The sequence below is a fragment of the Paenibacillus wulumuqiensis genome, from assembly GCF_000971965.1.
GTDB classification, from domain to species: Bacteria; Bacillota; Bacilli; order Paenibacillales; family Paenibacillaceae; genus Saccharibacillus; species Saccharibacillus wulumuqiensis.
This window is the reverse complement of the sequence record NZ_KQ040792.1, coordinates 516,599-539,404: the sequence shown is the minus strand read 5'-3', so window position 1 is coordinate 539,404 and position 22,806 is coordinate 516,599. Positions and strand designations below refer to the sequence as shown.

The window sequence follows — 22,806 nt, the reverse complement described above, 5'->3', positions numbered from 1 at the left end:
GCATCAACCCATCTTCTAATAGGATAAGGAGTGTTTTCACATGAATATCTGCCCTCGCTGCGGTTCGCAGCATACTGAACAGGTAGCCGCCTCTCCGGTAGCCGGCGTATGGACCGTGCATATGTGCTCGACCTGCATCTTCACCTGGCGTTCCACTGAACCGGAGCATATTACCAATCCGGACAAATATCTGCCTGCTTTCAAAGTCGATCAGGCGGACATTCCCAAAGCTGCTCATGTGCCACCTATTCCGGCACGCCGCGTCTGAGTATGAATTGGGATTCCTAACTATATGCCGATTAAGCATATTATCCGTATCATGCATATCACCTGTAACATGTACAACAAAAAGCACCTGTCCGTATGGAACAGGTGCTTTTTGTCTATATATGCCTGTATGGTAATCAGCCCGTGTGACTGATGACATTTGCTTGTCTGTTATCGCGTATGCTCTCCACTAATCATCTGCAGTTGGTGAGTATAATCGTAATTGACGATTCAGTGGTTAGCCTACATGCTTTTTATGTTTGGTTGAATTCTCGAAAAAGTACAGGGACACCATATCACCGATCGACAGCAGGATAAACGCGACGAGCGCTGTACCAATCGAATCTTCCATACTGGCCTGCAGTCCGTAGAACCAGAACAAAAGAATAACTACCGCCGGAATGACATTGCCAATCAGACGCTTTCTCAAAAATGCTACAAAGGCTACAAACAGCCTATTCATGGTGAACCCTCCATAAGATGTAATGTGCTCCCGAGTTCTCTTTTACCCCAGATAAAGGGCATATAAACAGTAAAATATGGTTTTTACAGGAAATCGAAAAAAAATTTTAATCTTCTTTTTACAATCGAATCAACATCTGTACGTACATTCATCATCACGATCCAGCGGACTTGAGTTCCTGATGCCAGACCGCAGCCTGCATATTTACCGGAGAATCTCATTATTATGTATTTCATATGGTAACACCAGTGCATAATTGACTAATCTGATTGCTGCCCTTCTGTCGAAACTTAGCCGTTTGCGTAGAAATACAGATCTACAACCCAAAACAGACCCTCTCCAGTCGTAAAAATACTGGCGACAGCCTGCTGGTACGGATCATACATCAATCATTTACAGGCACAGCTGTGCCAGAGAACGGACGTCATAACAACACAAATCCTGCTTGCTTACAGTGAACAAAAGCATGTGCACAGTTAAACTGGGGCGCGTAACCGGGCAGAGCCTTATTCCGTGGAATTACTCTTATAGAGAATTATGCCAGAGGTTTGCAAAAAACCGGGTTTTAAAATTTTATCAACAGCGACTATTTTTTTATATAACCTGCTATTATTTTCCGTTATACGGTGGTGCAGATTAGTCTGCCTACAGGCTGATATATAAAAAATGGAAAATAAATAGAACGCTTTGGGCTGCTTCTGCGTCTATATATAGGAGAACTGCTGTACGAACATTGCTATCAGTCATCCGTGGATACCTGCTGCAAAAAGAAAAGGCCTGATCGCTGGGATCAGGCTTCACTCGGTACTGCTCTATTATTCAGGGAATGTTATTGGTGTTCTATGATATAAACTGCTGTACTACTTATGTGATAAGGCTGCTTGTACTGCTTACTTGCTACACGAGCTATACTTGCTACGGTCTTGCTACGCTTGCTGAGTGCTGCTTTTAACCTGAATTTCACCGCTATATCAAAAAGCTGCGTTCTTGTGTAGTTCACCCTCTGCTGCCCCCGCGGATGAATCTGATGCGGTGAAATTATGGTGGCAGGTGAAACGTTACGACAAGCAGAGTGACAAGTCGAAGGCATCAGATTCTATCTGTCTGCTGCCTGATTACCATCGCCTGTATGTCTATTATTGCAGCAGTTTACAAAAAACCGACTTATTTTTTTTGTAATCACTCCCTTTTTTTTCATGTAATGATTCTATTCTGGGATAAACTTGCGCGATTATGTAAAGTTACCAAAAACGAGGTTTTACCCTTTTGAGTAACCTGTATAATAATAAAAATTATCTTTTTTTGGTAAAGTCAGGGGAGTTGGTTCGTCGGTATCTCCGCTAATAACGGGCCGGTACTCCAGATGAAGAACGGCAAACAACGCATGATATATATAAATTAACGGATTCGGCAAATCATTTACGAAACGTATTAGATAGGTCATTACGTAAAAGATGATATAGGCCGTACAATAAAGTGCAGCTTCGAATTTATAACATTTTATGCCAATTCAGGATAAGAGGTGATCCGCATGGATAATCTAATCACACTACGAACCGAACTGGAGCAGGAGATTGCCCGGCAGGGTTATTCTCTCAGCAGCTTCAGCAACGCCTCCGGCATTAACCGCGGCATTCTGAGCGCTACCCTGAACGGCAACCCGCCCAAGCCCATGTCCATCAACCAGCTGGACCGAATGGGAGCAGCTCTCGGCAAGCCGGAAGGCTGGCTATATGAGCAGTTTATTGAAGAAAGCTTCACCGAGGGCAAGGCGAACTGGCGCCGTATACGCCCGCTGCTGCTGCGCTGTATGGAGCTTCATCGAAACGATTTGATCGAGCGTACACTCTATCTGCTCATGGAAGACCCCAACCACATCGGACATGTCTTTGAACTGGCTGAGGAACAGGTTCAAGCTGGCTTTGCAGTGGAAACGGTTCCTCTGTATACATGTGTGGTTGAAAATGAACGCAATTACCAGTCCGAGCGGCTGGCGATCAGCCAGTACCGGATTTTCCGGGCATCGATTGGGCATAATATTGAGGATAATCTGAAGGCTGCATTAATCTTTGAGCCGTTTCGGAACCGGTTACCGGATTATTTGAAGATGGATGCGCTGCTGAAGCTGGCTATTATCAACTATACCATTCGAAACTGGGATTCTGTTATTCGATTGTCTCAAGAATTGTACCAGCTATCCAGCCGTGTTCACCAAGAAAAACTGCAGGCTAAAAGTAAAAAGAAAGAGTTTAGAATGCCGCCTACAGAACGTCCGCTTGTCGTCTATTACGGTCAAAGCCAGCTTATGCAGTTTGTTGCCAATGAATATCTGGAAGATTATGAAACAGCACGTATACATCTGGAGCAATTCTCTGACCTTCATTGGTTTGAAGATGACCATCCAGAAAACACAATGTATACTGAACGCTTTAAGTTTTTTGGCATGTTCAATGAATTGAATCTAGAGATACTTACAGGCGACGGAAGCAAATTAAAGGAGTACTTTGAGCTATTAAAAAAGTACCCTCAAGAGACTCTCCCTAGCCTCCTGATCATTATTAAAGCTGCCAATCATCATGGTTACGACATTGACCATTTTCTTACTTATTTTGATGATATTATCTATCCTGCGGATATTCTGGACTATTTGAGGAGTAATCAGAAGGATAGGAGACCTTATTATGATATTTCAGTAGATATCACTCGCTATGTAAATATTTATTATCAGCTGGCGATCTATCATTGTAATCGCAAAACATATGATAAAAAGCTTGAAAAGATTTTATACGCATTAGAATCCAGCGTAGAAAAATACAATCGTGGACGAATTATGGACTGTCTGAATCTCTTCAAAAAATTAAGAGAATTTACACAATAAACACATAATCTGAAGCTTTGAGTCTGCAACAAGTAAGAGGTGAGATCATGTCAGAATTACAAACCGTACGTCATGAACTGGAGAAAGAAATTGCTGTTCAAGGGCACAGCCTGAGCAGCTTTAGCCGGATCTCCGGTGTGAATCGTGGTGTCTTGAGCGCTACGCTCAACAGCAGCACTCCGAGGCCAATTTCTATTAACCAGCTGGATCAAATGAACACGGCTCTCGGCAAACCGGAAGGTTGGCTGTATGAATTATTTATTGAAGAATGTTTCTTTTCGGAAGAAAAGCCCAATTGGCGTCGTATTCGTTCACTAATTGTACGGTGTGTAGAATTACAGCGTGATGATCTGGTTAAACGTACTCTTTATTTGCTGCTGGAAGACCCATCGTATACGGATAACGTATTTCATCTGGCCGAGAATCTGACTCAACAAGAAGAACCTTTGGCGAATGTACTATACAGATATGTTATTAAATATGAACGCAATTCACACTCTGAACGTCTCGCGATTAGTCATTATCGGATCTTCCAATCTTCCATAGGAAATAACATCGAAAACAACTTGAAGGCTGCATTAACCTTTGCGCCTTTTCGTATTCTTGTTCCGGCTCCATTGCAACTGGATGCTCTACTCAAATTGGCTAATATTTATTATTCACTGCAAGACTGGGAACATACGAAAAAAATGGCGGATGAACTTTATCTACTCAGCTCTAAATTGTATAAGGAAAGGCTCCAGACCAAAAAAGCCGATAAAGAAGCGCCTTTGTTCACTTCAGAGCGCCCGCTCATTTTATATTATGGTCAAAGCTTTCTTCTCAAATGCGCAGCATATGAAGAAGAAGAGCAATTTGATGAAGCTCAGGTTTGTGTAGATTTATTTGCAGATTTGAAGTGGTTTGAGGATGATCACTCCGAGAATCCGTACTATGTTGAACGCTTCAAATTTTATGCCATGCTTCATACTCTAAATCTTAATTTGTTAAGAGGTAAGGAAAATGTACTTAAAAAGTATTTACAGATTCTCGAAAAACATCCTCAGGAAGTGTTACCTTCCGCAGTAGTGATTTTGAAAGCAGCAAATCAATATGGCTACAATATCGATCACTTTATTAGTCGCTATGAAAACATTATTTATCCGGCAGACATTCTAGCCTATCTGACCAAGGAAAGCAGCGCCAAATATAATTATAAGGACATTACGATTGGCATCAGCCGCTACGTAAATGTCTACTACCAATTAGCCATCTATCATTGTGATCGGCAAATATATGATGAGCGACTGGAAAAAATCCTGTATGCACTTGAATCCACTATTGAGAAATACAATCGCGGACGTATTATGGATTGCCTGAATCTTTTCAAAAAGCTGCGGAAATTAACCGGTTCCCTATAACAGTGAATTTTCGTATGTATATAAACTGACACTTTAGTGATTCAATACATGATTGAGATAAAATCTTCAATTACTGAGTTATTTCACCTATCGGTACCCTGGTTCTTTGCAGGGTACCACTCGCTTCAATCAGTCGTGTGTCTCCGCGGAGAGGAGGACCATCAGTGAACCATGTAATGACTATTCGTGAGATCGTAGAACAAGAAATTCAGGCAAAGAATTATACGATTAGCAGTTTCAGCAAATTATCCGGCATCAACCGTGGGGTATTGAGTTCTACTTTGCACGGCAGCTCCCCACGGCCCATTTCCATTAATCAACTCGACAAAATGGGTCAGGCCCTTGGCAAACCGGAAGGCTGGCTGTATGAACAATTTATTGAAGAATCCTGTTTGCAGCATACCAAAGTAAACTGGAGAAAAGTTCGTCCCTTATTACTTCGTTGTATCGAGCTGGATCGTACCCAGTCGGTAGATCAATTGATCACCTGGATACTGCAGGACAGCTTCTATCTTACCCATATTTTTGAGTTAGCGGAGCAATTGACAGCGGATGAACAGCTGCCCTCCGCACTGCCTCTGTACCGAAGCATCGTTCAATATGAACGAAATTATCAATCCGAACAACTGGCGATTAGTCAGTACCGCATTTTCCAGGCGGATACCGGAGAGATGATCGGGCAAAACTTCAAAGCTGCTCTGGTGTTCCAGCCTTTTTGCGCCAACCTGCCTGAGGACTTCATGCTGGATGCCCTGCTCAAACTTGCCAATATTTATTTTACCGTCAAGGAATGGAAGCACATGTCCGACTGTGCTGATCAATTAATGGAACTCAGTCACGCCATATACGCCCGTCAATGTGACAGTCAATCAGCTGAGAAATCTTCCTTATTCAGGGCAGCCCGGCCTCTTGTAGTCTATTATGGTCAAAGTTATCTGATGAAGTTCACTGTTGCCGAACTCACCCAGAATTATGAGGAAGCGGATTATTATCTCCCCCATTTTGCAGACCTGAGCTGGTTCCACGGTCTGGACGATGAAGGCCGATATGAAGTCGAAAAGTTTAAAATGTATGCTGCTTTTAACGCCCTGAATATGGAATTGCTTCGTGGGAACTGCTCTAGATTGCCTATTTACAAAGGCCTTTTGCAACAGCATCCCGGTGAGATCCTTGCCAGTATGAATGTCATTTTGCAATCAGCCAATATGTACGGCTACGACATTACCGAGATTCTCGAAGCATTTCACGATCAAATTTATTCGTTTGAGTCCGTCAATCTAATGAATCAACTCGAAGCTTGGCAGCACAATTACAAGGACCTCTCGATAGGCGTCAGTCGTTATATTGACCTTTATTACGAACTTGCTTTATACCATTTTAACCAGAAACTATATGATGAGAATTTGGCAGCGATTTTGAATATGTTTGAATGTGTTATTCAGCAGTATGGCCATGAGCATCTCTTGCATGCCCATACGCTGCTAAAGAAAATGAGAGAAATGAATCTGGATCTACTTCAAAACCAAGCCAATACATGATTGGCCACAATATGTAAAACCAGCCTATTGAGGTGATACCTGTGCAACCGTCTTACCGTCTGACTTCTATACTGGAACAGGAAATTCGGCAACAAGGCTTCTCTTCTCTCAGCCAATTCAGCAATGCTTCCGGAATCAACAGAGGTGTGCTCAGTGCTACGCTAAGCGACCAATCACCCAAATCCATGTCGATTCAGCAGCTCGACCAGATGACCCAAGCACTGCACAAGCCTCCCGGCTGGTTATATGATGAGTTTCTCAAAGAATACTTTTCAGCTGAAAACAAGCTGAATTGGCGCAAACTTAGACCCTTCCTGATCCGCTGCATCCAGTTGAACAGACTGGATAATATTCATTCTCTGCTGGAACGTCTGGCTCCTATTCCGGGACAGCTCCAGCATATTTTTGATCTGGCTGAGGAGCTTGTGCAGGAAGCGGATTATCCGGCTGTACGCTACCTGTATGAAGCGGTTATTCAGTATGAAAAAGATCATCATTCTGAGAAACTCGCAATCAGTCATTATCGTATATTTATGATGGAAATTGGACTCGATCTGGAGAAAAATTATCGGGCTGCCCTTAGCTTTGAGCCCTACTATTCCAAACTGCCTGATCACCTGAAGCTGGATTCACTGCTCAAGCTGGCTTTCCACTCGTATATACTGGAGGATTGGGAGCGTGTCAAACGGCTGTCCGTTGAGCTGAATCAAATATCGTCTTCCATTTACGATAGATGCTATGGTCAGCAGCCTCCTACTGAAACAGAAGTGATTTCCTTATTGCTTCGTCCTCTCGTCGTGTATTATGGACAAAGTTATTTACTGCGTTTTTGTACACTTGAACTCGAAGGAAAATATGAAGAAGCCAAAGAATACCTGGAACCGTTCAGGGACCTGAGCTGGTTCCGCGGGTTGGACGAAGCAGGCAAAAAAGAAGTCCAAAAATTCAGTATGTATGCCAAATTCAATGAGTATAATCTGGAACTGCTGCAGGGCAATGAGCAAGCTCTGCCCCAGTATCTGCAGCTTATGGAAGAACATCCTCTTGAGATTCTTCCCAGTCTATTCATCCTGCTAAAAGCAAGCAATATCCATGACTGGGATATCGACTACGTACTGGCACGTTATGACGATGTGATCTTTCCGGCAGATATGCTGGAAAATATCAATATGCGGCGATCCTATTCGGCACAGGCTGACCTGAATCGTCACGTGCGCATCTACTACCAGCTGGCTTTGTATCACCTGAATCGCAGCAAGCCTTTGGAGCAGCTGGATGTCATTTTATCGGCGATGGAGACGACAATCGAGAACTTCAATAACTCCAGAATGGTCGATTGTCTGGCACTGCTGCACAAGCTGCGGACGATTCCTAAAATGGAAACCAAATAACCACTTTGATGAGAGCTGTCTATCCTCCGCGATAAGACAGCTTTCTATTTATGATACCTAAATTTGGCTCAATCCATTAAAAGTAATTGACCGCAGTTCAAACCCTAATATATAATGTAATAAATTTGAAGATCATGGGTTTACTGGGGCGCAACAAACGGGAAACTTTCGGAACAAAGGGGTGTGTTCGGTTATGATTACCAACACCACAACCATACGACTTGAGATTGAAAAAGGTATTCGACAAAAAGGCCATTCACTCAGCAGTTTTGGTAAGCTGGCTGGAATTAACCGCGGTATCATCAGCGGCATTTTGAATGGTAATCCGCCCAAATCGATTTCCATCCGCCAACTGGATCTGATGGCCGAAGCACTGGGCCACCCGGAAGGCTGGATGTATGAGTATTATGTGGATGAATGCTTTATCAACGAAAAGGCTGACTGGCGGCGGATTAAAGCATTTTTATTAAGGTGTACAGAGATTGGAAGATATGACTGCATTCAGGCGGTATTGGATCGCTTGATGGAGGATCTGTCGAATACGGTTTCTGTATTTGGTTTGGCTGAGGAGCTGTATGAAGAAGGCAAAGTGAAAGAATCTCTGCCTTTTTATGAATGCGTTATCGAGAATGAGAAGCATCAGCATTCAGAGAGACTGGCGATTGCCCACTACCGTGTATTTAGAGCATCTATTGGGGAAAATACCGAGGAAACTTTCAGAGCAGCAGTACGTTTTGAACCATTCCGAGATCGCCTCCCTGAACATTTTATGTTAGATGGATTATTTTATCTCGCTAATATTTATTATCTATTACAGAATTGGGATACTGTAGAGAGGTATGCAGATGAATTATCTAATTTAGTTACAATGGTTTATACTATTGAGTCAAAAAAAATAGATAATGACACTTGTTACTTACCTATAAAAACTGAAAGACCTTTAGTTTTTTATTATGGTCAATCTTCGCTTATTAAAGGTGTAGCTCTAGAACATAAAGGCCATTATGAAGAAGCCAAAAAATACATTCTTCAATATATGGATTTAAGTTGGTTTAAAGGTTTGGATGAGGATGGCGAAAAAGAGGTTCATAAGCTTACTTACTTTGCAACAGCTAATATGTATCTTATGGACGTAATGATGGGGAATACTAATGTTCTACCTCAGTATATAGAATTTTTAGAAAATCATCCTGAGGAGATTCTTCCTGCGATATCTAATGTTTTAAAAGCCGCTAATGAATACGAATTTGATGTAGATGAAATATTATCTAAATTTTCCAATGTTATTAAAAATAATGTTGTACACAGCAAATCACAAAGCAAAATTAGTCTTATAAGTCGTTACATTAACTTACATTATCAACTTGCCATTTATAATTTAAGAAAACAATCTAACAATGAAGGTATTAGTAATTTAATTGAAAGCTTAAAGCTATCAATTAAAATATATAATAAAAATAAAATATTAGATATTATAGCATTAATGCAACAAATAAAGTCTATGGCAACTTCCGAACAATTAGCTGAATATGAGAATTTGTTGAAAGGAGTGGGCTCAGATGAAAAGATTAACAATTTCGTTTATTCTTTTTTTAGGTCTAATTAGCATTTTACCTGTTTCTCCTCTTACCAATATGAACTCAGAGATAAATACTACTGACCATGGTATGGGATTTTAAAAAAACAAAGTCCTTTAAATAACTTTTAAAGGACTTTGTTTTTTTGTAATTATTTATTTTTTATAATCCTCATAATTCCCCAACGTCACCTTCAATTCCCCATCTTCCAGACTCCAGATCTGTCCCGCAATCCGGTTAATAAAATACCGATCATGCGACACCGTCAATATCGTCCCTGGAAACTCTTCCAACGCTTCTTCCAACGCTTCCCTTGAGGAAATATCCAGATGGTTCGTCGGTTCGTCCAGGATCAGCAGATTGGGACGCTGGTGCATCAGGATCGCCAGACGCAGGCGGCTCCATTCACCGCCGGACAGTCCGGAGACTTTCTTGAATACATCGGGTCCATAAAATAAAAACTTCGCCAGTTGACCACGGGCCTGGCCTTCTTCCATCCTCGCTTCCAGCTTGAACCATTCCAGTACGGTCTCGCCTCTGTCCGGCGGAGCTGCTTCCTGGGCAAGGTAGCCGACATCTGTGCGGGAACCGAGAGTCAGGCTGCCGGCATCGGGTTCTTCCTGGCCGAGGATCATACGCAGCAGGGTGGTCTTGCCTGCTCCGTTACCGCCGATGATCGCGGCGTTCTCGCCATAGCGCAGCAGTGCCGATGCTTCCTGCAGCAGGATTCGGTCTCCGTATGCTTTCCATACCTGATCCAGCACTAGTACACGTTCGCCGGAACGTTCGCGCTGGCGCAAGTCCAACTCCATCTGGGCGCGATCCATGACCGGGCGCTTGACCTTTTGCATACGGTCGAGCGCTTTTTGCATGGAAGCGGCCCGGCGGTGGAAGGCGGGACTGGGTGGATTGGAGCGGTTGCCCCATTCGATCAGGCGCTTGATCGATTCCTGGATGCGTTTGATTTCCTTTTGCTGGTCCTGATAATCTTCGAATTGGCGGACGAGCCGCCGCTGCTTCTCCTCCCGGTAGGCGGAGTAGTTCATCGGGTAACTGGTCGCTTCACCGTCCTCCAGCTCGATGATCTCCTGCACGACTTTGTCCAGGAAATAACGGTCGTGGGAGATAATGACTACCGTAGCAGACGAGCCGGTGATAAACTGCTCCAGCCAGACGACGGCGTCCATATCGAGATGATTCGTCGGCTCATCCAGCAGCAGAATCTCCGGACGGGTGAGCAGCAGTGCTGCCAGACAGACTTTGGTCTTCTCTCCGCCGGATAGGGCATGGAAGCGCTCCTGGTGGCGCTCCGGGCTGATGCCGAGGCCATTCGATACGGCATCGATACGGGCGGACATCTCATAGCCTCCCTCCTGCTCGAATCGATCCAGCGCTTCGCCATATTGCTTGAGCACTCTCTCCAGCTGCGGGGCGGACAGGCTGCTGTCTCCCATCTGTACGGTGAGCTGCTCCATATGCTGCTGCAGATCCAATAGCTCCCGGAAGCTGCCGCGCAGTACATCCAGGATGGTCGTGTCCCCGGTATATTCGGGTACCTGGGCCAGATAGCCGATACGGGCGCCTTTCTGGATATGAAGGCTGCCCTGATAAGGGCGCTCCAGTCCGGACAGCATCCGGAACAGGGTCGTTTTGCCGGCGCCATTAAGGCCGATCAGGCCGATTTTGCGGCCGCTGTGGATTTCGAGAGTGACACTGGACAGAACCTGCTCGGCTCCGTAATATTGTTGAACCTGCTGACAGGCGATCATGATAGACATATTATATATTCTCCTCTACAGGCTGCAGCGAAGAGACCGAGATAACGGAATGCGCCGTCTCTGTTCACTGTGCAGCTGTTTGTATTTTTTTGAGGGGAAATGCGCTGCTGCCTGTCAGCCCGGCGGGATCACCGGAATTTCGCCTGTACCTGCCGCTGTGAGCCTGTCACAGATCAATGGGTACACGAAAAAGCCGCAGGGAAATGTCCCTGCGGCTGTACTCTGTGAGTCAAGTCCCCTGATGAACAGAGGAGTCTCCGAGTGCAGACGCTTCATGCGCCGGCGGATCTCAGAGATACGATATAGACCGGATCGGAAGACGTACAGGAAATAGATGCAGGGAGACACCGAAGTGTGGTTCTGCATACCAATTCTGTACGGTTCCTGATCCGCTATACTGCAAATCCGACCGAGGCTGAAGGCAGGAGCGGCATTTCGCCATTGTACGAGTATTCATTTTTGGACAGACTTCTCCCGTCTTTGCCAAATGAATGTACAATACTACAGCTGCCCAGCGGTCTGCGCTCCAGCGTAATAAATAATGGGAATGTTAACATCCTGCCTCACCTCCTTGGTTGGAACGAATCCGGAATAGCCCATGCTCCTTCCCGGGAGCGGTGGATTCATGGATTCGTTCTTAATTATTTCCTTTTTAACACATCCGGCAGCCAGCTGGCAAGGCTTTTCTGGCCAAACGAAGTCCGCAGCAGCAGACTCACCAGCCCCCAGCCGATCATGGCACCGGTAAAATTAAAGATAATATCGTTGATATCGACCGTCCGGTACGTATAGCCAAGCAGCAGATTCAGTATCCCCTGCAGCGTCTCAACGGCTACCCCGATGCCCAGTCCGAGCCAGACCATGCGGAGCCGATGGTACTGCACCGGTACGAGGAATGGCAGCAGCAGACCGTAGGGGATGGTCATCAGAATATTGAGATAGTTGGACTTGTCGTCCAGGATGGAATCATAGAACTGGGAGTGAAACGGTATTATGTTGAACCGCACCATCCCCGGCTCGCTGCCGGCTATGCGCATCAGCGTGAGCAGCTGCGGGTCGATCGGGAACGGGAAGAACGTATACCGGATCACATTTAACATATAAACGCCGAAAATGCCTGCGATCAGCAGGTAGATCCCGCGGCGGCGGTATACTCGCCACAGGATCAGCAGAATCAGGCCAATCAGGATCATTCCGATGATCCATAGTCTCGTATCAAATAGCAGCATGGGTGTACTCCTGTTCCAGTAAGAATGCGTACGATGCAATCAGTGGTATGATCAATACATACGGGTATTATGATTTTACCTGTTCCACCTGCTTCTATGCAAAATGCCATATCGGCTGCGGGGCGGGACACTTTATGCTATAACAGACGCGAAATTACAAGAACAAGAAATGGAGTGAATTACCATGGAACATACTACACTTACCCCTTCCCTGATGCAGCTGCTGAATGGACAGGACCTGCAGCACAAGCAGCATCTGGCCATGCCGCTGCTCACGATTGGCGAAGATGGCTATCCCCATCAGGCGATGGTCAGTGCCGGCGAAATGCTGATGCTCGATGAGCGGCATGTACGGCTGGCTCTCTGGCAGGGTACGACGACGACAGGCAATCTGCAGCGCAGCGGCAAGGCACTGCTAACCTTTGTCTGGGAAGGAGTATCCTACGCGCTGCGGCTGTCCTGTACACCGCTGCCGGAGCTGGAGGAGGCTGTCTATCCGCGGGCACGATTCGAAGCCGTGATCGAGCATGTACGCGAGGATACGGCCAAGTATGCGGAGCTGACCTCCGGCATCACTATTCGGCTGCATCAGCCGGACGACGTGCTATCCCGCTGGCAGGAGACGCTGGATGAACTGCGGCGATAAGACGATACTTTGTACACTCTTCGATTAACCCCCTGCTGACAGTGGTAATGAAAGGATATGCTTAGTTACCTATCGCTTACGATCTGACAGGAGGGACATAATGAAAGAGGATACGAACAAGGACATTACCCGCAAAGCTGCCGAAACGGAACTACCGGATCATCCCTACTCCTTCTGGCGCGCCACGACCGAACTGCCTTCTTTTCCCCCGCTGCGTGAAGAACTGGATGTAGAGATTGCTGTCGTCGGTGCCGGCATTACCGGGATCACGGCGGCCTATCTGCTGGCCAAGGAAGGCAAGCAGGTCGCCCTGTTCGATGCCGGCAAGGTACTCAACGGCACGACCGGCTATACAACAGCCAAAGTCACTTCCCAGCACGGCATGATCTACGACCATCTGCGCAAGCATGTGGATAACGAGAGTGCCATTCTGTACTATGAAGCGGCCGAAGAAGCCAAACGGTTCATGCAGCAGCTGGTGAAGGACAACGTGATCGACTGTGACTGGCAGGAAGAGACGGCCTATCTCTATGTCGAATCGGACGATGACGAACTCAAAAATCTGGAAAAGGAAATGGATGCATACCGCGAGCTCGGTATTCCCGGAGAATGGGTAGATACGCTGCCGATCCCGCTGCGGGTCAAAGGTGCAATTGCCCTGCCGGGCCAGGCTCGCTTCCATCCGCTCCAGTATCTGAAATTCCTGTTGATGGAGTTCCGGGTGATGGGCGGTCAGGTATATGAGGACACGATGATCGAGGAAGTGGAAGACGGCGACCGTCCGCGGCTGCTTGTGCAGGATCAGGAATTTGGCGTGACCTGTGACAAGGTCGTATCCGGCTCGCATTATCCGGTGACCGACCAGAACGGGTTTTACTTTGCCCGGCTGCAGCCGCAGCGTTCGTATTCACTGGCGATTCGTGCAGAGACGCCTTTTGAAGGCGGCATGTATCTCAGTGCGGATGAGCCCAAGCATTCGCTGCGCTCCGCTACCTTTGACGGGCAGCAGTACGTTATTGTCGGCGGCAAAGGACACCGTACCGGCCAGGAAGAAGAGACAACGATGCATTATGCGGATCTGGAGACCTTTTCCGGTATGCTGCTCGGGATCAAGGATATTCCGTACCGCTGGTCGGCGCAGGATCTGTATTCCCTCGACCGGATGCCATGCATCGGCTATGTGACCAGCGACAAGCCGAATATTCTCGTCGGTACCGCTTATGCCAAATGGGGGATGACCTCGGGCACGCTCGCGGCCATGATGATCACCGATCTGATCATGGGCCGGGATAACCGGTACACCGATCTGTTCTCTCCTTCCCGTAAAATGCCGCTGCTGGAGCGGATCAAGACCGCTGTCAGCCATAACGCGACAGTCGCCAAAGAGCTGGTCACCGGCAAGCTCGACTTTAACCGCCGCAAAGCGGAAGACCTGGAGCCGGACCAGGGCGCGGTCATCTGGCATCATGGCAAACGTACCGGCGCCTACCGCGATCCGGAAGGCAAGCTGCATGTGGTCGATACGACATGTACCCATATGGGCTGCGAAGTAGGCTGGAATGAAGCGGAACGTTCATGGGACTGCCCTTGTCACGGCGGACGCTTCAGCTATACGGGCGAAGTGCTCGAAGGCCCGCCAACCGAACCGCTGAAGCAGATCAAGTCTTGATCGGCCACAGCGGCTGAATTCGGATGATGATTGTTTCAGTCCTGCGCACTCCTGCTGCCGCCGAATGCAGGCCGCAGTATACAGGGTCGAATAACATGGCAAACCACGGCACTTGCCAAGATCTTCTTTTCGTTCCCATAAAAATGAAACCCCTGGCTGGGATAGCCGGGGTTTTTTGCATCATAACAGGACCAGGGAAGCTGGCGTATCCCTGCGCAATATTGTCTAGGCAACTTGGCTGACCTGTTTCGGTGCAACCTATATCATTTGGATAGCTTGATGATCCTGTTATTTCCCGCTGCTCCCAGGCTACCTATTTCTCGCTCGTCTGCCCTTGTTCTGTCATCCATTCCACATGGAATTTGCGTATTAATGAAAGGATGGCTCTAAATAATGTATTCGCATTGCCGATAACAAACATGACGGTTCCGGTCTTGGTCTGACTGGTAAAGAAAAAATAGCTGCCGACCAAAAAGCAGACGGTTGTAATCATATCGTTCAGCAGACTAATTAGCTCATAGCGGTTCTCGGCTACCAGTCGGCGTTTTTTGAATTCGACTGCCAGTTTGTAGTCATCCGGCTTGCGTATACGCATGCGGCGGCTTTTGACGGCCGGCTGCAAGGATCGGGCTGTCCGACGTTTTCTCATAATGTATCGCCTCCCTCTGTTGCACTTACCCGGTATGATTCCACTGACAACAAAAGTGGAGAAATTGAACGAAATTTGTAAGATTTATCCGAATTCGCTCAGACTTTTATGTAAGGTAATGGTTTTGCTGATATATTATGGTTTCTTTGTGGTACTGTATGGATACAGGTATTTCTATTCTGATGTAAAGGATGACTCTATGCGATCCCGAAAAAGAACAAATCAACGCTTAAACCGTCCACTGATCATCACTGTCGTAGCTGCGGTTGTCGTCATCGCCGCCTTTTCCTTTTGGCTGCTGCGCGGCAATCCTGCAGACGAATCTGCTGGTAGCACGCCTTCCGTTCCTGGGGACAATGCCTATACCGTGCCTGTCGTCGACAAGGGCGGAGTGAAGCGTACCTCCACTGTAGTGGGTGAGCAGCTCGCTGTGTATGACGGCAGTACCTGGCAGCCTTCCTTCTGGGCAGGCATTAACCTTGGTGCGACAACGCCCGGCCATTATCCCGGAGAACTGAGTCCGACCAAGGAAGACTATCTGCGCTGGTTCCCGGAAATGAAAGCGATGAATATTCGGGTACTGCGGATCTATACGATCCTGCCTCCTTTTTTCTATGAAGCGCTCAAGGAGTACAACGAGACGCAAAAGGAACCTCTGTACCTGATGCAGGGGGTCTGGTCACCGGAAGAAGAGCTGATCGGGGAAGACTCCAGAGGCCGCGATGCCTATACGCCGGAGATCACCCAGACATTTACCAAGGAAATTCAGGAAGCGGTAGGAGCGATCCACGGACGGATTACGATTGCCGAGAGTCCCGGTCATGCGCATGGGCAGTATACGGCGGATGTCTCCCCTTATCTGCTCGGCTGGATCATTGGGACAGAGTGGTTCCCGTATACGGTCGATGTCACCGACAAGGCCCACCCGGATCAACCGCCGTACAAAGGCAAGTACTTCAGCGCAGACGCGGACGCTACTGCCTTTGAGAGCTGGTTGGCCAGCATGCTCGATGTAGCGGCGGAAGCAGATATGAAATACGGATGGCAGCATCCGATGTCCTTTACCAACTGGGTAACGACAGATCCCCTGGAGCATCCGAACGAACCGCTGGCACAGGAAGATCTGGTATCGGTCGACCCGATGAATATCAAGCCGGTGGCGAATAACTGGCAGGCCGGCTACTTTTCCTCCTATCATATTTATCCGTATTATCCGGATCTGCTGCGCCAGCAGCCGGAGTACCGGAAATACAAAAAAGCCGATGGTACGGTCAATCCGTATGCCGGTTATCTGCATGATATGCGGAAGCATCACCAGGGCATCCCGCTTATCGTCGCCGAGTTCGGGATGCCCAGCTCACGCGGGATGGCTCACTATGGACCGCTCGGACGGAACCAGGGGATGCATACCGAAGAGGAGCAGGGCAAGCTGAATGCCGGAATGGTCAAGGATATTTATGATGAGAGTCTGGATGGTGCTCTGCTGTTCGAATGGCAGGATGAATGGTTCAAGTTCACGTGGAATACAATTGATCTGGAACCGGCCGATCGCCGGGCCATGTGGCGCAGCCGTCTGACCAATGAAGAGCATTTTGGCGTGATCGCTGTGGAACCGGGCGCCAGTGCGGATGATATGATCCATCTGGATGGCAAGACCGAAGACTGGAACAAAAACCAGACGGCGGTCACCCATGATTATCCGGATATGACGATGCAGATGACCCATGATGCCGCCAATCTGTATATCAAACTGGAGAAAAAACAGGGCAATTGGGATTTCAGCCAGAACAACCTGTATATCGGCTTCAATACGAATGGCGAAGGCAGCCTCAAGTCCGACAAGGCGCCTGGCGTGACCTTTGACCAGCCGATCGAGTTCCTGCTGAGCCTTCAAGGCAATACGGATAAGGACGGTCATCTCTATATCAACAGCGCCTACGACCAGCATACGTATCTGTATGGCGCTTCCCGCAAGGAAATCCCGTATGATCCGAAATATGCCAATGGAGCGGCCGGTTACTTCCTGCCGTGGAAGCTCGCGCTGAACCGGGAGCTGTATCTGCCGCAGACTAAAGTCACCATGCCGTTTGAGGAACTGGAGGTCGGTAGACTGCACCACGGTATCAACGATCCGGCCAGCCCGGAATTCAACAACCTGTCCGACTGGTATGCGAAGGACAATGTGATCGAATTCGCGATCCCGTGGATGCTGCTTGGCTTTATGGACCCGAGCTCTCTGACAGTCTGGGAGAATCCGTATCAGGCCAAAGGCATCGCCCCGCAGAAGACCGATGGTGTCAAAGCCTCACCGCTGCTGGTGCCAAAAAACAGCCAGACTGCTGTTAATGCGCCGGAATTTGGCAGTTATACCTGGGAGCCATGGAACGAACCGGTCGCCCATGAGCGTCCGAAAAAGAGCTATCCGATTCTGCAGGAAGCCTATGCCAAGTATGCCAAGCCTGCCAAAAAAGAACAATGATTCATGCCCAACAGCCGCAGCGACGTCACGCTGCGGCTGTTCTTTATATTCAACTTTCCAATAGAAGATGGAATATTCCAAAATTGATATTTGCCGCTTGAATATTGAACAGCCCCGTGCGAGAATAGTACAAATCAATTTCTCACACACTATGGCACTGCCGACATCATGATGAATGGAACAATCGCTGTACCGCACCTCATCTTGTTCAAAGGAGACTGACCATGACTGAACCTAATCCTTATTTATTGGAAACGCTTGCGATTCACGCCGGACAGGAAATCGATCCGACGACATTTTCCCGGGCTGTACCGCTGTACCAGACTTCCTCCTACGGATTCCGTGACAGCGAACACGCTGCGAATCTGTTTGCGCTCAAGGAATTCGGCAATATTTATACCCGTCTGATGAACCCGACGACCGATGTATTCGAAAAGCGCATTGCGGCGCTGGAAGGTGGCGTCGGTGCACTGGCAACGGCATCGGGGCAGGCTGCGATTACCTTTTCCATTCTGAATATCGCCGGTGCGGGAGACCATATCGTCTCGGCGGCCAGTCTGTATGGCGGTACATATAATCTGTTTGCCAATACGCTGCCCAAGCTGGGGATTGAGGTACAATTCGTCAATTCCGATGATCCGGAGAACTTCCGTGCCGCGATCAATGAGCGAACCAAAGCGCTGTATGCCGAGACTGTCGGCAATCCGCTCGGCAATGTGCTGGACATCGAAGCGGTCGCTGCGATTGCCCATGAGCATGGCATTCCGCTGATCGTGGACAATACGTTCCCGAGTCCGTATCTGCTGCGTCCGATTGAGCATGGCGCCGATGTGGTCGTTCATTCCGCCACCAAATTCATCGGCGGACATGGTACATCGATCGGCGGCGTGATCGTGGACAGCGGCAAGTTCGACTGGAAAGTAAATGACAAGTTCCCCGGCCTCACCCAGCCGGACCCGAGCTATCACGGACTGGTGTACAGTGATGCGGTAGGACCGCATGCGTATATTATCAAAGCCAGAGTGCAGCTGATGCGCGATCTGGGCGCTCCCATCTCTCCGTTCAACGCGTGGCTGCTGCTGCAGGGGCTGGAGACGCTGCATCTGCGGATAGAACGTCACAGCGAGAACGCTCAGCAGGTCGCCGAATATCTGGAGCAGCACCCGGATGTGGAGTGGGTCAGCTATCCGGGACTGAGCAGCCATGCCTCCCATGAGCTGGCGCAAAAGTACCTGCCCAACGGCAAAGGCGCCATCCTGACATTCGGCATCCGCGGCGGAGCGGCTGCCGGACAGAAACTGATCGGCAATGTAAAGCTGTTCTCCCACCTGGCAAATGTCGGTGATTCCAAGTCGCTCATCATCCACCCGGCCAGCACCACCCACCAGCAGTTGAATGAAGACCAGCAGCTGGCAGCCGGTGTGAATCCCGAGCTGATCCGTCTCTCGGTCGGTACGGAGAATATCCGCGATCTGATCCAGGATCTGGAGCAGGCGATTGTCGCCAGTCAGGCCTGATTCGGAAAAAAGGTGGTTGAAGTAGGATATTGCTTTGGCAGCTGTGTTATAAGATGATATGAGTACTCCATATGACACGACTATTAGTAGTATGTAGGTGGAAGCAGAACATAAAGAACGAGGGCATTCCCGGCTAAAAGGAATGCCCTCTTTTCTTATAAAACAGCTGTATATCAAAAACTATACTGATGAGCACCAATCTGGCTATCCGATTGCTGGAAAGCATTCGACTGCGCAGTGCATACACACCTAGTCATAGTTACCGATACACACCTTTGCGACCTTCGCGGAAATCAGCCAGCATGTCCACATTCTGCCGGTTGAACAGCGGCGGGGCCGACTCCGGTGCAAAAAAGCGCAGCTCCCTCGTCTCTTCATTCTCCGTCAGCGGCTCGCCGCCGGTGATCCGGCAGACAAAGGCCGTCAGCATCGTCTGAGCGCTGTCTCCGTTCGGATACGTATAATCATACCGGGTGTAGACACCCTGAAGATAACGGATCTCTACCGCATAACCGGTCTCCTCCATCACTTCCCGTTTAACCGTGTCTTCTGCCGATTCACCGAGTTCCATCGCTCCACCGGGAAAGCCCCACTGGCCGTTATCCCGGCGCTTTTGCAGCAGAATCTCGCCCCGCTCGTTGGTAATAATCGCTCCGGCAAAGTTAGTGAAAATATGCTCCTTGCCTACTTTGGATCGAATCCAGCCGATATAGTTTGCCATCTGTGTAATCTCCCTCCGTGTCTGGTTCACCTGTGTCAGTTTGATATGGATATCATTTCCTTTTACCATACCTTATCCGGGATCATTCACCAAGCCCGAACCGGAAAAATGGCAAAATAAAAGACAGATCGCCGTATGATACACTCAGCAATCTGTCTCTAATCTATAATCATCATCGTCCAATTAACCGCAGCAGCACTGGGCTGGACCGGAAAGCCAGCTTCCATGGGAACACTCCATCTCAGCGGCATCAGGCGATCACTTCCAGGCCGGTACCTTCAGCAGCAGCACGGTCAATTGCGTCATAATAAGCTTCCAGCGAGCAGTCCACGATCTGTTCGAATACATAGCTGCTCACCTCGGGAACGAGCACACGGGCAAATTCCCATGCATTTTCCTCGATCCGCAGCGCGATGCGTGCACGCAGCAGCGGGTCGGTACACTCGTCGAGATCATCTGCCAGCTGTTCGAGCATCGGGTCCTCGGCATGGCCGAGTTCATGTGCCAGGATGATGGTGAAATAATCATTCACATGTTTTAAGGAACCGAATAAGTTAAAGCACTGTTCTTCGATTTCATGGAGATACAATGTGATCATGCGGCTGTTCATGCCGAACTTTCCGCCTACGGAACGAGGACCCGGAAATCTTTTTCTGGTGCGAACCCGTACATCACTATTTGCGCGATGAAGAAGAGTCTGAATGGTTGTTTTGACGTGACGTTGGTCCACAGGCATCCCTACACTTTCCTGAAATTTAGTTCGGTCATTTCAAGTTTTTGAAATTATTGAACTATTATACAAGAATATGTCGGAATATGTAACCAATTTGATTACCCTTTTACAAATATCGTGAAACATTTTTTTTGCGGGAACATTAGTAGTATACTATTGCCGTAGGATATTATCGTGAAAATGGAGGTTATCTCATCATGGAATTACGCAATAAAACAGCCATTATTACCGGTGCCGGCAAAGGGATCGGTAAAGCAATCGCCGAGGCACTCGCACGCGAAGGCGTCAATCTGGGTCTGCTCGCGCGCACAGCTGCCGATCTGGACGAACTGAAAAGCACACTGTCCGAACAGCACGGTGTACAGGTATTCACTGCTGCCGCTGACGTGTCCAACTCCCAGGAAGCCCGTGCTGCCGTCTCCGAACTGGCCGCTTCACTCGGTCATGTGGACATTCTGATCAACAATGCCGGTACGGCTTCCTTTGGCAAACTGGCGGAGATGGACCCGGAACAATGGGAACAGATTATCCGTGTCAACCTGATGGGCGCTTATTATGTGACCCATGAGCTGCTGCCGGCGATGATCGAACAGGGCAGCGGCGATATTATTAATATTGCTTCTACTGCCGGTGAGCGCGGCTTTGCGACAGGTTCGGCGTACTGTGCATCCAAGTTCGCCCTGCTCGGCATGACTGAAGCCCTGATGCAGGAAGTGCGCAAGTCCAATATCCGTGTCACTGCGCTCAACCCGAGCACCGTGAATACGCCGCTGGCGGTCAATGCCGGTCTGCCGATCGGCGATGAAGATCGTATGCTGCAGCCGGAAGATGTGGCTGAACTGGTACTCGCCGGTCTCAAGCTGCCTTCCCGTGTCGTACTGAAAACAGCCGGCATCTGGACCAATAATCCACAGTAATTCTTACCTTTTCCACCCTGCTATCCCCTGCCATGTATCATCCGGCAGGGGATTTTTGCTGTCGGATTGATGAAGGGTAGGCGTGCAGCGGAAAGCCTGCCCTATGTTTATTTTGTATAAAACGTTATTTATTTTGCATAAGACCTTATTTCCCAATGAACTGCGTAAATAAAGGTTATATATACTATGGTATACTGTAAATTATTCCCTTGTAAGGAGTGAACAGCATGAAGTCGATCTGTGTATTTGCAGGATCAGCAGCAGGACATCATCCCGATTACCTTCAGTATGCTGCACAGCTGGGTACTCATATTGCCGGTCTCGGCTACCGCCTGATCTACGGCGGGTCGCGTCTGGGTCTGATGGGTGCGGTAGCGGATGCGGCGCTGGCTTCCGGCGGCAAAGTGACCGGTATCATGCCGGGCGGACTGCTGCACGGCGAGCGGGTACATCAGGGATTAACAGAGATGATACAGGTGGGCAGCATGCACGAACGCAAAGCCATGATGCAGGAGCAGGGAGATGCCTTTATCGCACTGCCCGGCGGGCTCGGTACACTGGAGGAACTATTCGAAGTATTATGCTGGTCCCAGATCGGCATTCACAATAAACCACTCGGTCTGTACAATATTCGCGGCTACTACGATCCGCTGCTGGAGATGGTCCGGCACAGCATGAACGAAGGCTTTACCGGGGAATCCTGTCTGAGCCGGCTGTTCGTCTCTGACGATCCGGAGGAGATTATCCAAGCGGTCAGTCATGAACTGCCGATCACCTCGGATCTGCGCTGGAATCCGACCGGCTGCCAGTAAGCTGCCAGCTGCTCTTTTACTGACCAGTATGGTAGGCGGATTACGCATATTGGTTACTGCATCAAGCAGCAGACATTGCCTCGATTATTATAAATGCCCGCTGACGCACGGTGGTAATTCCACCGGTTCAGCGGGCATTTGT

19 protein-coding genes are annotated in these 22,806 nt (G+C 48.4%); 12 read left to right on the top strand and 7 right to left on the bottom strand.

Features of this window, described 5'->3' with window-relative positions; genetic code table 11:
• The first annotated feature begins 40 nt into the window (after window positions 1–40).
• The gene (locus WH45_RS02325) at window positions 41–268 is read left to right on the top strand and encodes a non-oxidative hydroxyarylic acid decarboxylases subunit D (RefSeq protein WP_046212757.1); all 228 of its coding nucleotides are present in this window, start codon (window positions 41–43) and stop codon (window positions 266–268) included.
• Between the two features lie 237 nt (window positions 269–505).
• Here WH45_RS02325 and WH45_RS02320 read toward each other — a convergent pair whose 3' ends face one another.
• On the bottom strand, window positions 506–730 hold the full coding sequence (locus WH45_RS02320; protein ID WP_046212756.1) for a hypothetical protein: 225 nt from the start codon (window positions 728–730) through the stop codon (window positions 506–508).
• Between the two features lie 1,531 nt (window positions 731–2,261).
• On the opposite strand from WH45_RS02320, the gene WH45_RS02315 reads away from it, so the two are divergent.
• The 5 genes from WH45_RS02315 (at window position 2,262) to WH45_RS02295 (ending at window position 9,543) form a co-directional block, all read left to right on the top strand.
• Window positions 2,262–3,608, top strand: coding sequence for a hypothetical protein (locus WH45_RS02315; RefSeq protein WP_046212755.1), 1,347 nt, complete (start codon window positions 2,262–2,264; stop codon window positions 3,606–3,608).
• 47 nt (window positions 3,609–3,655) lie between these two features.
• Window positions 3,656–5,008 carry a hypothetical protein gene (locus WH45_RS02310; RefSeq protein WP_052723582.1) on the top strand — a complete coding sequence of 451 codons (1,353 nt, stop codon included), beginning with the start codon at window positions 3,656–3,658 and terminating at the stop codon, window positions 5,006–5,008.
• Window positions 5,009–5,172: 164 nt separating this feature from the next.
• The gene (locus WH45_RS02305) at window positions 5,173–6,546 is read left to right on the top strand and encodes a hypothetical protein (RefSeq protein ID WP_052723581.1); all 1,374 of its coding nucleotides are present in this window, start codon (window positions 5,173–5,175) and stop codon (window positions 6,544–6,546) included.
• A 41-nt stretch (window positions 6,547–6,587) separates the two neighbouring features.
• Window positions 6,588–7,937, top strand: a complete 1,350-nt coding sequence (locus WH45_RS02300; RefSeq protein ID WP_052723580.1) for a hypothetical protein — start codon at window positions 6,588–6,590, stop codon at window positions 7,935–7,937.
• Between the two features lie 193 nt (window positions 7,938–8,130).
• Complete coding sequence (locus WH45_RS02295) at window positions 8,131–9,543, top strand: helix-turn-helix transcriptional regulator (RefSeq protein ID WP_046212754.1); 1,413 nt, start codon at window positions 8,131–8,133, stop codon at window positions 9,541–9,543.
• A gap of 126 nt (window positions 9,544–9,669) precedes the next feature.
• Here the strand turns inward: WH45_RS02295 and abc-f are convergent, their stop codons facing one another.
• The 3 genes from abc-f to WH45_RS02285 all read right to left on the bottom strand — a co-directional run bounded on the left by abc-f (window position 9,670) and on the right by WH45_RS02285 (window position 12,521).
• Window positions 9,670–11,292 (bottom strand): ribosomal protection-like ABC-F family protein, encoded by a 1,623-nt coding sequence (gene abc-f / locus WH45_RS02290; protein ID WP_046212753.1) that lies wholly within the window; start codon window positions 11,290–11,292, stop codon window positions 9,670–9,672.
• A gap of 392 nt (window positions 11,293–11,684) precedes the next feature.
• Entirely contained in the window at window positions 11,685–11,849 is a 165-nt protein-coding gene (locus WH45_RS23525) for a hypothetical protein (protein ID WP_156075144.1), read from the bottom strand.
• Window positions 11,850–11,933: 84 nt separating this feature from the next.
• Window positions 11,934–12,521, bottom strand: coding sequence for a VanZ family protein (locus WH45_RS02285; RefSeq protein ID WP_046212752.1), 588 nt, complete (start codon window positions 12,519–12,521; stop codon window positions 11,934–11,936).
• A gap of 184 nt (window positions 12,522–12,705) precedes the next feature.
• On the opposite strand from WH45_RS02285, the gene WH45_RS02280 reads away from it, so the two are divergent.
• Both WH45_RS02280 and WH45_RS02275 read left to right on the top strand, forming a co-directional pair.
• Window positions 12,706–13,167 (top strand): pyridoxamine 5'-phosphate oxidase family protein, encoded by a 462-nt coding sequence (locus WH45_RS02280; protein ID WP_046212751.1) that lies wholly within the window; start codon window positions 12,706–12,708, stop codon window positions 13,165–13,167.
• A gap of 100 nt (window positions 13,168–13,267) precedes the next feature.
• Entirely contained in the window at window positions 13,268–14,836 is a 1,569-nt protein-coding gene (locus WH45_RS02275; protein WP_046212750.1) for an FAD-dependent oxidoreductase, read from the top strand.
• A 313-nt stretch (window positions 14,837–15,149) separates the two neighbouring features.
• Here the strand turns inward: WH45_RS02275 and WH45_RS02270 are convergent, their stop codons facing one another.
• Window positions 15,150–15,485 (bottom strand): YrhK family protein, encoded by a 336-nt coding sequence (locus WH45_RS02270; RefSeq protein ID WP_052723579.1) that lies wholly within the window; start codon window positions 15,483–15,485, stop codon window positions 15,150–15,152.
• A 199-nt stretch (window positions 15,486–15,684) separates the two neighbouring features.
• On the opposite strand from WH45_RS02270, the gene WH45_RS02265 reads away from it, so the two are divergent.
• Both WH45_RS02265 and WH45_RS02260 read left to right on the top strand, forming a co-directional pair.
• Window positions 15,685–17,964, top strand: a complete 2,280-nt coding sequence (locus tag WH45_RS02265; RefSeq protein WP_046212749.1) for a hypothetical protein — start codon at window positions 15,685–15,687, stop codon at window positions 17,962–17,964.
• A gap of 224 nt (window positions 17,965–18,188) precedes the next feature.
• Entirely contained in the window at window positions 18,189–19,481 is a 1,293-nt protein-coding gene (locus WH45_RS02260) for a homocysteine synthase (RefSeq protein ID WP_046212748.1), read from the top strand.
• A gap of 259 nt (window positions 19,482–19,740) precedes the next feature.
• Here the strand turns inward: WH45_RS02260 and WH45_RS02255 are convergent, their stop codons facing one another.
• Entirely contained in the window at window positions 19,741–20,202 is a 462-nt protein-coding gene (locus WH45_RS02255; protein ID WP_046212932.1) for an NUDIX hydrolase, read from the bottom strand.
• Window positions 20,203–20,452: 250 nt separating this feature from the next.
• Window positions 20,453–20,938 carry a hypothetical protein gene (locus tag WH45_RS02250; protein WP_046212747.1) on the bottom strand — a complete coding sequence of 162 codons (486 nt, stop codon included), beginning with the start codon at window positions 20,936–20,938 and terminating at the stop codon, window positions 20,453–20,455.
• Window positions 20,939–21,132: 194 nt separating this feature from the next.
• On the opposite strand from WH45_RS02250, the gene WH45_RS02245 reads away from it, so the two are divergent.
• On the top strand, window positions 21,133–21,852 hold the full coding sequence (locus WH45_RS02245) for a 3-ketoacyl-ACP reductase (RefSeq protein WP_046212746.1): 720 nt from the start codon (window positions 21,133–21,135) through the stop codon (window positions 21,850–21,852).
• 227 nt (window positions 21,853–22,079) lie between these two features.
• Window positions 22,080–22,664 carry an LOG family protein gene (locus tag WH45_RS02240; RefSeq protein ID WP_046212745.1) on the top strand — a complete coding sequence of 195 codons (585 nt, stop codon included), beginning with the start codon at window positions 22,080–22,082 and terminating at the stop codon, window positions 22,662–22,664.
• Window positions 22,665–22,806 lie beyond the last annotated feature (142 nt).